Origin of the sequence: Sodaliphilus sp., from assembly GCF_045598405.1 — a bacterium.
GTDB lineage: Bacteria > Bacteroidota > Bacteroidia > Bacteroidales > Muribaculaceae > Sodaliphilus > Sodaliphilus limicaballi.
In genome coordinates, this window is the sequence record NZ_JAZLLZ010000104.1 from 1 (window position 1) to 12,136 (window position 12,136).

11 protein-coding genes are annotated in these 12,136 nt (G+C 54.8%); 4 read left to right on the forward strand and 7 right to left on the reverse strand.

Annotated features, from left to right (window positions below; translation table 11 throughout):
* Window positions 1–323 precede the first annotated feature (323 nt).
* The 4 genes from ACKI3C_RS07520 to coaW all read right to left on the reverse strand — a co-directional run bounded on the left by ACKI3C_RS07520 (window position 324) and on the right by coaW (window position 3,165).
* Window positions 324–1,316, reverse strand: coding sequence for a malate dehydrogenase (locus ACKI3C_RS07520; RefSeq protein WP_407403640.1), 993 nt, complete (start codon window positions 1,314–1,316; stop codon window positions 324–326).
* Window positions 1,317–1,423: 107 nt separating this feature from the next.
* Window positions 1,424–1,570 (reverse strand): hypothetical protein, encoded by a 147-nt coding sequence (locus tag ACKI3C_RS07525; RefSeq protein ID WP_407403642.1) that lies wholly within the window; start codon window positions 1,568–1,570, stop codon window positions 1,424–1,426.
* Between the two features lie 114 nt (window positions 1,571–1,684).
* Window positions 1,685–2,317: a recombination mediator RecR gene (gene recR, locus ACKI3C_RS07530; protein ID WP_407403644.1), complete on the reverse strand. Its 633-nt coding sequence runs from the start codon at window positions 2,315–2,317 to the stop codon at window positions 1,685–1,687.
* Window positions 2,318–2,337: 20 nt separating this feature from the next.
* A complete protein-coding gene (gene coaW / locus ACKI3C_RS07535; protein WP_407403646.1) occupies window positions 2,338–3,165 on the reverse strand; it encodes a type II pantothenate kinase in 828 nt (275 codons plus the stop codon).
* A 182-nt stretch (window positions 3,166–3,347) separates the two neighbouring features.
* Here coaW and ACKI3C_RS07540 point away from each other — a divergent pair, with 182 nt between their 5' ends.
* Both ACKI3C_RS07540 and ACKI3C_RS07545 read left to right on the forward strand, forming a co-directional pair.
* Window positions 3,348–4,460, forward strand: a complete 1,113-nt coding sequence (locus ACKI3C_RS07540) for a glycosyltransferase family 2 protein (RefSeq protein WP_407403648.1) — start codon at window positions 3,348–3,350, stop codon at window positions 4,458–4,460.
* A 7-nt stretch (window positions 4,461–4,467) separates the two neighbouring features.
* On the forward strand, window positions 4,468–4,980 hold the full coding sequence (locus tag ACKI3C_RS07545; RefSeq protein ID WP_407403650.1) for a GNAT family N-acetyltransferase: 513 nt from the start codon (window positions 4,468–4,470) through the stop codon (window positions 4,978–4,980).
* Window positions 4,981–5,159: 179 nt separating this feature from the next.
* On the opposite strand, the gene ACKI3C_RS07550 is transcribed toward ACKI3C_RS07545, so the two are convergent.
* Complete coding sequence (locus tag ACKI3C_RS07550; protein WP_407403652.1) at window positions 5,160–5,762, reverse strand: YqgE/AlgH family protein; 603 nt, start codon at window positions 5,760–5,762, stop codon at window positions 5,160–5,162.
* 113 nt (window positions 5,763–5,875) lie between these two features.
* Here ACKI3C_RS07550 and ACKI3C_RS07555 point away from each other — a divergent pair, with 113 nt between their 5' ends.
* Both ACKI3C_RS07555 and thrC read left to right on the forward strand, forming a co-directional pair.
* On the forward strand, window positions 5,876–6,763 hold the full coding sequence (locus ACKI3C_RS07555) for an aspartate kinase (protein ID WP_407403654.1): 888 nt from the start codon (window positions 5,876–5,878) through the stop codon (window positions 6,761–6,763).
* Window positions 6,764–6,804: 41 nt separating this feature from the next.
* Window positions 6,805–8,118 carry a threonine synthase gene (gene thrC, locus ACKI3C_RS07560; protein ID WP_407403656.1) on the forward strand — a complete coding sequence of 438 codons (1,314 nt, stop codon included), beginning with the start codon at window positions 6,805–6,807 and terminating at the stop codon, window positions 8,116–8,118.
* Here thrC and ACKI3C_RS07565 read toward each other — a convergent pair.
* Window positions 8,084–9,937, reverse strand: a complete 1,854-nt coding sequence (locus ACKI3C_RS07565) for a hypothetical protein (RefSeq protein ID WP_407403658.1) — start codon at window positions 9,935–9,937, stop codon at window positions 8,084–8,086. The two genes, thrC and ACKI3C_RS07565, sit on opposite strands and share 35 nt — an antisense overlap.
* Before the next feature lie 13 nt (window positions 9,938–9,950).
* Window positions 9,951–11,990, reverse strand: a complete 2,040-nt coding sequence (locus tag ACKI3C_RS07570; RefSeq protein ID WP_407403660.1) for a hypothetical protein — start codon at window positions 11,988–11,990, stop codon at window positions 9,951–9,953.
* Window positions 11,991–12,136: the final 146 nt, after the last annotated feature.

Here is a 12,136-nt window from a genome sequence, read left to right on the forward strand (position 1 = left end):
GATTAGCGTCCTACTGGACGCATCTGCTTGTTGATACTATACCCCCACCGCCACTTCGTTCGGCGGTGGGGGTTATTCAGGTATTGTCCTGCCGGACAATAAATTAGCAATATTTATTATCAAATGCTAAAGTTGAGTTATGAGAAAAGAAAAATTATTATTTCGGTCGCTTTTGAGCCTGTTTTGGTATCTCCGACGGTCTCGACCATCGGTTACGATGCAGTGTAACGACTCCGTCGTTGTCAAAAATCTACTCAAAACATCTCTCAAAATCGCCTCGACATAATTAATAGAACCCACCTTTATTGATTTCCCGTTGAGAATCAGAGGTTGGGATTGTACTTGCCCCACTCCTCAACTGCGGGAATGATACCGAGTGAGATAATCTCCTCGCGCATCTTCTGCAGGTGCTCGTAAGAAGCCTTGAGAGCAGCCATTTCCTCGGGAGTACCCTCGGGAGCAGTGAAGTGAACACCATCCTTGTCGATAGTAGTGGGCATAGCCATCATCACGTTCTTGAAACCGCACTTGTCGCAGTTCACATAGCAGCCAGCGGGCCAAGTGAAGGGAGCGCCACCCATAGCGCCTTCGATCATCTTAACAGCCTGCAAAGCGGGGCTCTGGAATGAAGAGCGGCCACGCAGCTTGATGATGTTTGAACCACCCTGGATAGTCATGTGCTTGATCTCGGCCCAGCGCTCCTCGCTCAGTTCCATCTCCGAGAGGGGCTTGCCGTCGATCTTAGCCTTAGAAGCGAATACAGCCATCTGCTCGCCGTGGCCACCATAAGTGAAGGCGTCAGTAACCTTGTCCTGCTGTACCTTGAACTCCTGAGCCAGCTGCTGCTGCAGACGTGTAGAGTCGAGGGCAGCGAGTGAAGTGAGCTGGTTGGGCTTCAGGCCTGAGTGGATGAGTGCTGTGAGTGCTGTAACGTCGGCGGGGTTGAAGATAACCACAACGTGCTTAACATCGGGGCAGTATTTCTTGATGTTCTCGCCAAAGTCGGCAGCGATCTGGCAGTTGCCCTTGAGCAGGTCCTCACGAGTCATACCCTCCTTGCGGGGAGCACCACCTGATGAGATAATATACTTTGCACCTGTGAATGCCTCGGCGGGATCTACGGTGTAAGAAAGGTTTGCACCGGGGAATGCGCAGTGGCACATTTCATCATATACGCCATGAACACCGGGTTCATAGATATCATACAGACAGATGTTAGGAGTGAGACCGAGCATGAGAACGCTCTGCACCATGTTTGAACCGATAGCGCCACCAGCACCAACGATAACGAGTTTGTCAGTTGTTAAAAAAGCCATGATTGAATTTTTAATTATTGTATTAAAAAGTTGATTTCTTATTGTAAGTGCAAAGTTAATACTTTGTTGTCACGTAAACAAACTAAAAGAGGTTAAAAAAAGCCGTACTACTCTTTTTTCTCCGCTTGTTGTGATTTTAGCTTGTTGCGATAGGCCACCAGCGCCTTGTGCATGCGGTGCTTGCGCGCCTGTTCCTTCTTTGCCTGCCGCTTGAGGAAATCGTTGTATTGATTCTCAATGTAGTTGTCGGCCATATCTATTAAAGGTTTAAAGGGGTAAAGGTTTAAAAGTTTAAAAGTTTAAAAGTTTAATCGAATTATCGAAATGTCGAATTATCGACAACCTCTCTAATCTCTCCTCTCTACTCTCTACTGGTTAGTTGAGAAGGAGTCCTGGAATGGGGTGCGGTTGAGGATGGAGCGTCCCAGGGTGAGCGAGTCGGTATATTCGATCTCGTTGCCCACGCTCACGCCACGAGCCAGCATCGTTATCTTCACATCGGGGTAAGGTGCCAGGCGGCGGAAGATGTAGAAATTGGTGGTGTCGCCCTCCATGGTTGCGCTCAATGCGAGAATCACCTCTTTCACTCCACCCTGCGCCACGCGGTTCACGAGGCTGTCTATCTCTATGTCCTGCGGCCCCACTCCGTCCATGGGCGATATGAGTCCGCCCAGCACATGGTATAGCCCATGGTGCTGCTGGGTGTTCTCGATGCTCATCACGTCCTTGACATTCTCCACCACGCACACCGTGCTGGCATCGCGCGAGGGCGAGGAGCAGATGGGACACACGGCGCTCTCGCTGATGTTGTGGCACACGGTGCAATATTGTATCTCGCGGCGCAACTTGATGAACGCCTCGCCAAATGCGGTGACATCCTGCTCATTCTGTTTGAGCAGGTGCAACACCAGGCGCAGAGCAGTCTTGCGACCTATGCCCGGTAGCGAGGCAAACGCGCTGACGGCGTTTTCGAGAAGCGATGAGGCAAATTCCTGTTCCATCTCCTAACGTGTGTGAGCATTTATTTCTTAAAGGCCAGCGCGGCTCCCAGAGCAGTGCAATACTGTGCATATTCAGGGATAATGCAGCGTATGCCGTAGAGGTTTTCTATCATCGGGAACACCTCGTGACACTGAGGCAGGCGAGTCATGTTGCCTATAAGCACAAAGTCCTTGATGCCTCCCTCGACATTGACTTGCGACATGTAGCCGCAGCAGCCTATGGTCTCGAGCACCATGTGGATGAGTCCGCTGGCGATATCGCCGCGGCTCACCTGCTTGTTGCGAGCCTTACCGAAGAGCGACGCCGTCACATGGGTGGGCAGTCCCTCGATGTCGCCGTGGCAGATGTCGCCGATGAGCAGATTCACATTTGACGACTTGCCTTCCTGTGCCATCTCAATGATGTCATTGATGTGGCCCGTGCCCAGCAGCAGATGAGCCAGTCCCTGCAAGGTGCCGCCGCCCATGCTGATGCCGCCTATGTGCTTGATGTTGTCGCCATCAACGCGCACATAGGTCGTGCCAGTGCCCATCGACACAACTACCAGGCGTTTAAGGCCCGTCACGAAGCGTGCACCCAGGCCGTCGGCAAGGAACTCGTCCACCTTGGTGGTGGGCAAGCCGTAAATGGGCGTTTCCACCTGTGAGGAACCCACTCCGGTAATCATCACATGTTCTATCTGGGAGAGTTTTATGCTGTTGTCATATATATATTTGCCAAACGCCCCAAACAGCGAAGTGATGGGGTCGGTTGCCGTGATAAACATGGGCGACTTTACTGCGCCGTCCTCGATGCCCACAATCTTTGTTGTGGTGCTGCCTACGTCTATACCTAATATTAGTCCCACTTGATAATTTTATTTTTTTACAAAATTAAGGTTTAATTGCGAATTGGGCAAAAGTTTTGCGAATTTAAAGCAAATTCTTGCACATAAATGCAGAAAATTTTCGTCAATACAAAATAAAACATGAGTATCCACGTTTATTTAAGGTGACTTCTATAATTGATAGAACTCACCTACATTGTATCATGGATATAACCATAGTAATTGTCAACTATCGCGTCAAGTACTTCCTTGAACAGACGCTGCGCTCGGTGATGGAGGCCACCCAAGGCCTGCGTGCCGAGGTTATCGTCATTGACAATGCTAGCGGCGACGATTCCATTGCTTTCTCGCGCGAGCGTTTCCCCGAGGTTACGTTCATCGAGAACAAAGACAACGTGGGCTTTGCCAGGGCCAACAACCAGGGCATCATGATGGCACGAGGCAAGTACACTCTCATTCTCAACCCCGACACCATCGTGACCGAGAAATGCATCAAAGGCTCGATAGCGCACATGGAGGACAATGAGCACTGCGGCGCCATAGGCCTGCGCATGGTCGATGGCAACGGCCGTTTCCTGCCCGAGAGCAAGCGTGCATTCCCCACGCCTTGGGTAGCATTCTGCAAGATATTCGGCCTGTCAAAACTCTTCCCTCGCTCGCCTCATTTTGCCAAGTACCACTTGCGCTATCTGAGCGACCGCGAGAAGCATGTGGTGGACATTCTCTCGGGGGCATATATGCTGTGCCGCACATCCATGCTCCAAAGCATAGGCGGGCTCGACGAGGATTTCTTCATGTATGGCGAGGACATCGACCTCTCGTTCAGGCTCAACCGCGACGGCTACCAGAACTGGTTCCTGCCACTCGACATGATTCACTACAAGGGCGAGAGCACCAAGAAAGGCACGATGCAGTATGTGCGCATCTTCTACGAGGCAATGCTCATCTTCTACCGCAAGCACTTCCCCCGATATAGCGCCGTGGCCTACCCCATCATCAAGGCTGGCGTCTATGTGAGGGCAGGCATAGCTATGCTCAATCGCCTCATCATCAACCCGTTCAGAAAGAAAGAGGACAAACGCCTCAACCAGCCGTGGGTAATCATCAGCAACGATGCCAAGCAAGCAGCCGCGATGACTGGAATAAACCGTTACAGCGAGCAACTGCCCGCCCAGGGCAAGTCGCAGGTGCTGCTCGACGACGGATGCATGACCTACGGCCAGATCGTGGACTACATCTCCTCACACAGCCGCAAGGGATTGGAATACCACATCCTGGCACGTCGCCACGGCCGCATGATTTCCCCTAAAATGTAACCGCAGCATGCACAACGATGTCATCACGTTGAGGGCTCTTGAACCCACCGACCTCGACACCATTTACCTGTGGGAAAACGAAGCGTCGTTGTGGACAGTGAGCGACACCGCCGCACCCTACTCGCGCAAGGTGCTGTGGGAATATCTACAACAAAATTCAAGCGACATCTACTCTACCCGCTCGCTCAGGCTCATCATCGAGGATAATGCTTCGGGCACGCCTGCGGGAACAATCGATTTCTTCAACTTCGACCCGCTCAACAACCGTGCCGAGCTGGGGCTGTTCATCGCCCCCGAGTTTCGTGGCCGCCACATTGGGCACATGGCACTAGGCCTGCTGTGCGACTACGCCCGCAACCACATAGGGCTGCGCCAACTGCACATCACCGTGCGCATTGACAACGAGGTGTGCATCAAGCTATTCAGCGACTACGGATTCCAACAGGCAGGAGTGCTCAAATCATGGGTAAAACGCGGCAACACCTACCATGACGCCGTGATCATGCAGTATTTCCTGTAACACAAATTGTTCTAATGAATTTTCTGGGGTAACTAGTCAGCTATGGTATTATTGACAATATCCCCGGAAAAACAACAACAGATTGATCTGATTTAACTGAAAAAGAAATTATTCTAATTATTTTAATTTCTTTCAGTTATTACTAAATCTGTGTAAGATCCGCGCGGGGAGTCTGGGGTTTAGTTCACATTAGGGTCTATGGGCCAGTTGTTCCACAGGCGGTATCGCTTGCCCAGTTGCTCTACCGCCCACTGCCACAAGTCATTGCTAGCATCGTCCACAAAACGATTCACGTCTGACGCATCCAGCACAGCCCAATCATAGCGTGCTATCTCATCGTCAAGCTGACCTGGCACCCAGCCGCTATACCCAGCAAAGAACTTCACCTTTCCCTTGACATCACCGCCGCATTCGATATAGAGTTTCAGAGCCTCGAAATCTCCGGCAAAATACAACCCCGGCAGCACTTCCACCGAGCCGGGTACTATCTCGCTGCCCAGCGTGTGGATATAGAACATCACGTTGTCGTTGACAGGTCCGCCCAGATAGAGCCTCACGTCGTCGAGGACACGATCCAGCGTGATTGCGTCATTGAGCATGAGTGTAGTGGGACGATTGAGTATCAGCCCCATCGTTCCTTCCTTGTCGTGGTCAATCAACAATATCACCGAGCGGCCGAAACAGTCGTCATCAACCGTGGGTTTTGCCACCAGCAGCGCACCGCTCACAGGCTCGGGCTGCTCGTCGGTGAGGTAAAAAATGTCTTCATTGTGTTCTTTCATGCCACAAAGTTACAAAATATCACAATATCGGCACACTTTTTGCGTTTTATATTTATATAAAAAACGCCCTGCGGGCGATGCGACATTAAGAAACACAAGAATTAAGATACACAATGAAAGTACTGAAATTTGGAGGAACATCGGTTGGTTCTGTTGAGAGCCTTCTCAATGTGAAAAAAATAGTTGAATCTTGCACAGAGCAAGTGATCGTGGCAGTGAGCGCCCTGGGCGGCGTGACCAACCAGCTGCTGGCAATGTGCGACATGGCCGAGGCTCATGACGCTGCATGGGAACAAACGCTCGAACAAGTGAAGCAACGCCATCTCGACATCATCGAAGCCGTGTGCATCGACGGCACCAAGGAACAATGCCGCCAGGTGATAGAGCAATTCATCGACGGCAACCTGCGCTCTTACTACGGCATGCTCATGGTGAACCAGGATCTCGAGGACGTGGTGCGCTCACAGGTGCGTGATGCCATTGTGGCACATGGCGAGATCATGTCAAGTGCCATCGTGTCGTGCATGATTGAGAATGCTATACCACACTTCTCGCCACGATTCATCAAGACCCGCGACATCGAGGGACAGCGCAGGCTCGACTGGGAAGCGACAGAGGAACTCGTCAAGGTCGAGTTTGAAGGCAGCGAGGAGCAGCGCGTCGTGGTGCAAGGTTTCATTGCCGAGGACGTCGAGACTGGTCTCAAAACCAACCTGGGCCGCGGCGGAAGCGACTACACCGGGGCTATACTGGCTGCTATTCTCAACGCCAGCTGCCTGGAGATATGGACCGACGTTGACGGCTTCATGACAGCTGACCCTCGCAAGGACCCCAACGCAACCGTCATACCCGAGATGACCTACGAGCTGGCACAGGAGATGTGCGACGCCGGAGCCAAGGTAATCTACCCGCCCACAATCGCTCCCGTGGCGGGTAAGGGCATTCCCGTGTGGGTGAAGAATACCTTCAACCCCACTGCTCCCGGCACCGTGATCAAATGATAATCTAACCACACCATAAACAACCTTCTACCTTTACCTAAATGCTATACTATAGTACACGACACAATTCACCTGATGTGACACTTGAACAGGCGGTGCTCAAAGGGCTGGCTGCCGATGGCGGCCTATACATGCCCCGCAGCATTCCGCGACTGCCGCAGGCTTTCTTGCACAACTTCAAGAACATGACGCTGCAAGACCTGGGCTACGCAATCGCCCACGTGGCATTTCACGGCGACATCGAGGCAAGCGTGCTCCACGACATCATTGGCGACACGCTCACCTTCGACATGCCGCTGCGTCACATCGAGGACAATAAGTATGTAATGGAACTGTTCCACGGCCCAACTATGGCGTTCAAAGACGTGGGCGCCCGATTCATGGGCGCGCTGGCACGATATTACATGGACAAGCACGGCGAGTTCAACACGGTCAACGTGCTCGTGCCCACATCGGGCGACACCGGCGGCGCTGTGGCTGGCGGTTTCCGCAATGTGCCGGGCGTGGATGTGTGGGTCCTTTATCCGCAAGATTCCATCAGCTACTTGCAGGAGGCGCAGTTTGCTTCGCTCGGTGGCAACATTCACGCCATTGAGGTCAACGGCACTTTTGACGACTGCAAGCGGCTCGTGGAACAAGCCTTCATGGATCCCGAACTCAACCGCAAGATGCTTCTCACGAGCGCAACGTCGATCAATGTGGCCCGCATCGTGCCGCAAACCATCTACTACTTCTGGGCCTACGCCCAACTGGCGCAGTTGGGAAAGGACGTGAACAACCTCGTGTTCTCGGTGCCGTGCGCCAATCTGGGCAACTTGGTTTCGGGACTCGTGGCGCAGGCCATTGGTTTGCCCGTGAAGCGTTTTGTCGCTGCCGAGAACGAGAACCACATCTTCCACGACTACTTGACCACAGGCAAGTTCATGCCCAGGCCCAGCGCAGGAAGCATCGCGCCGGCTCTCGATGCTGGCAACCCAACCAACTTTGAACGCATCACCGACATCACCGGCAGCGTGGAGAAAGCACGTGAGATGATTCACTCCTATGCCTACACCGACCAGCAGATCATCGACACGATGAACGACGTGCACAAGCAGCACGGCTACATCATTGAGCCTCACGGCGCGTTTGCCTACAAAGCCCTGTGCGATGACCTGCGGCCTGGCGAGACAGGAGTGTCGCTTGCAACTGCACATCCCGCCAAGTTCAGCACCCAGGTGGAAATGGCGATAGGGCAAGAGATTGTCGTGCCACTGCAACTGCGTGACTTCCTGAGCGGGACAAGGCAGGTGACGCCCATGAGTTCGGGCTACAACGCTTTCAAGAGATTGCTGCTGGAAAATGCACCTGCATGAACATCTTGTCATCTTCGGTGATAGTGTGCTGGCGCTTGAGGCGTTTCTCCTCTAGCACCGCCATCGCTATGGCTCGCGTCATCACTATGTCGTCGTGACAGCCTTTCATCGCGCTGAATTTCCCCTGCGGGGTACGCTCGTAGGTGGCCATCTCGTTGATGGCTTCCTGGTCGCGCTCTATATATGTCTTGTCGCGCACCGCCTGCAGCAGCTGGTACACGGCTTGCGACTTCGTTGCTCGGTTTGTCTGGAATCCTGGTTTCTTGTTACGGCGGCGATACAGGTGGGTGCGGTAGCACGCTGCCAGTTTGTTGAGGATAAACTCGCCGGCATCGCAGTCGTCACACTCGGTCTCTAGCGTGTTGCTCTCTATCACCAGCAGCGCATTGTTATAGTATCTGGCCACATGAAGCGCTTTCCACGCCAGCAGGTCATGGTCTATGTGTCCGCGCCACTGCGCCACCACCTCGGGGCGAACGCCAGGAGTGTCGCTGTGGGTGTCCATCACCATGATTACCGAATAGTCGGCGCTCGCGCTGCGGCCGCCCACATCCACCACTGTCAGGTAACGCTCGGCAGGCGCGGTGGCGTCGCGGTCGGTCCACATTTTGAGCAGGCCTGTGGGCGACGGGGTGAACTTGATGTTCCTGTCGCTCATGTAGTCACCGGCGATATCCCCGCTCTCGGCATAAGCCACTTGCTTGCTGAATGCATCGAGCAGCGTCCTGTCAAAGATGCTGCTGCACGTGCTAGTGAATGCCTCGATGTCGTTGCTCGGGAATTCTGCCTTCATGAGGGCATGCGACGAGTACTCGCGACGCTTGGTGTGATACCACTTGATCATCTCTAGCGTACAGCCCGAGTCCCACAGCCCGCGTTCATACTCGTCGAGCGACTCCCACAGCGCCACGGCGTCGGTCACGGGCATGCGGTATATCTCAATCTCATGCCATGGCACGAACACCGCCACCTTGTCGCTGCCCACTCCCTTGGCACGCAACCACTCGTTGTGAAAAAAATTGCCCACGCCGTTGGCTGTGGATTCATACACCACCACGGTGTCGGGGTTCATGGTCACCGTGCCGCTCACGCTGCGCACCACGTCCTCGGGCGAATGCATTGCTGTCGATGCCCAGTAGGCGACCTCGGTGAGATGCGCCATCGCCAGGTCATAGCCGCGCACCGCATCCTCGCTGCGCGACGAACCCATCACTAGCAGACAGTCACGGCCGTTGAGGTATTTCACCGTGCTCGAACCCTCGAAGTTGCTGAAGGTGAGTTTCACGTCTTCATCGACAAAGTCACGGGGATAGCAGCGCAGCAGTGTGTTATACATGTTCTTGATTGCTAGCGAGGAATTGCGCAGGTGGCCGCATATCAGGCTGTTCCACTGCTTGTGTATCACTATCTGCAACCATGCCATGTACATCTGCACCAGCGTGGACCCGCCCCACTGGCGCGCCTTGAGCAGTATCACTCTCACCGGGCGTCCGGCCTGGCGCTCGCGCTCCATCACAGCCAGCAGCCTGCGTTGAGGGGCATTGAGCAGGAACTTTGTGTTGCGGCACGTGGTCTTGTCCTTGATTGTGGCGCACGTCGCCGCCCAATACTCGAAGTCATAGGCAATGCGCAGCTTGTTGCGCTCGGCTGGAGGCAGTTCGTCGCAATGCGGATGCTCCTTGACAAGCCGCACTGGCAGCCACTCCCCTTTCACTTTCACTCGCTCGCCGCAGCAACCCTCGCCCGTCAACTGGTTATAGTTGACCTTGAGAGCATCATTGCGGCGGGCATTCTCTGCAATTATTTCTTCTATGCTCATGGTCAGGAGGTATTTATAAGTATGCTAGTGTAAACGGTGCGATCACAGTGCCTGTGCTGGCGGAACCTTCGACCGCTAGCCTCACGCAGCGGCATGGCGACGTGATCAAGGGCATCGACAGCGGGGCATGCACTGCCCCGTTTACCCTGATGCGGCCGGCAAGGAAACCATGGCAACTGATGCCGCGCTCGCTGGTGAGCGACAGCGATAGCACCACTGCTTTGCCGTTCACATGCCACGACACCATCCGCGGGACGGCACGCATGAGCGAGTCGAGCACCACGGGATGGCTCTGGTAGTTCACGCTCATGGCGGCTTCTTCCTCGTGAGCCAGGTCTAGCACCTCGCCTGCTGCCGTCACTGCCAGCGCATGCGTCACGTCGTCATAGAGGTGCACGGCTGGCACGGTGCGGTGGCTATAAACTCCTTGTTGCTGCACTGCCAGCATGGTGCCGCCTGCGGTGAGCACATGCAGTTCGCGGTGGGCATCGTCCCATGCCATCGATTGCGCCACGCCCATGTCGGGTATCAGCCTCGACACGGTGCTGCCCGTGAGACGGCACAGGCAACCGTTGCGGTCGGTGAAATACACGTCGCGGTCGCCATCCACTGGCACGCAGCCGGGAGAGATCACCGAGCGGTCCACTAGCCTTGCCTCGCCCAGGGTGCCCAGGGCGCTTTGTGCCACGGCATAGATTCCCTCGCTGGTGAACAGATACACGGCATATCGCCCGAAGCCTCCCGAATACAGCGGTCTAGACACTGGCGCCACTGCATGTATCTCCGCTCCTGTCACTCTTGCCACTTGGCTCGTGATCATGGCATTGCCGTGGGCACTGACTGCAATCACGCCGTCGCGCGACGCCACATACAGCCTGCCGTTGCGCACCATCGAGGCGGCGGCAACTACGGCAGCGCTTCCCTGCTTCACCGCTGCCGTCTCGTCGGGGGTGAGCGTCACGCCGCCTGGCAGCGGAGCGTTGACAACGCATGTGTCGGTAATGGGCACATAAGCAACATTGGCGGCTTCAAATCGACCATCGCCCAGCGAGTCAATGCTAGTGGTGGATGCCACAAGGCACCATCCCGAGGTGTCGAGCGCCGCCATCACCCGGTCGTGCGACAAGGCCTGCCAGCCATATTCGAGGATCGACGCACGAGTCCCGCCCTGCTGGGTCACGCAGCGGTAGTCGAGCGACGACTCGGCAGCTATGGCAGGCTGCACGGTGGCAAACACATCGATTGCCTTGACCATCTTGCGCCACTGCGCTGGCACGCCGCTGTTCACCTTGATGCCCAGCCTATACCCCCTCATGACAAACTGCGATGCCTCGATCCCGGTGTAGCGTGTGCTCTCCACCGCCACCTGCGCGCTCACCATCGAGGCGTTTGACAATGTGTCTAGCCCCACAGTCACAGCATCGCTTATCCACATGTAGTTGTCATCCCACATGCGCACCCCGTAGCACACATTGAGCGGGGCATAGTATCCGCCCGATGCTGCCACAGCTGCCTTTGCGCTGTTCCACGCCGTGCGATAGCGTGAGGCAATGGCAGCCACGTCGGCAACACCCAGGGGCGAAGCCCAGCGGCTATATGGCTCGGCAAAGGAATATGGGCTCAACGACTGACGGCTCTCCAGTTGGTCGGCAGCAACGATAGTTAACGACGGCACAGCATCGGCCATATTCATTTCCTGCATCACGCCGCCCGATTCCTGGAAATACATCATTCCCTGCGGCGACACCGCCACGATGCAATCGCCCACGCGGTGCATAGCGATGATTTCACGAGCCGCATTGCTCACCTTAACCCCGTTGCGATACACCAGCCCATTCTTAACGGTAAAGACATCAGCACCGTCCACAAGCATCAGCCGGTGCCCCGAGGGAATATCACCATAATGCCCGGGCACCCCCGTCACTTCTAGCCACTGCTCACGCTGACGCAAATTCACAGCCACGGCAGCCTCTCCAGGCACCGAAGCGTCGGGTGAATAATAATGACGTGCGCACCGCGGCACAATCTCAAGTAGTGTGTTTTTTCTTCTCATGATAAAGTCAGTTTAAAAATCTGACCACAAAATTAACACCCCGCCCCACCCCACACACCATCAACCGAGCAACTCACACCCATTTTTATCACCCCCATCCTCTCCTAGTCCTCCAAGCAGTAACTATTCACCAATGGAACTCCCCG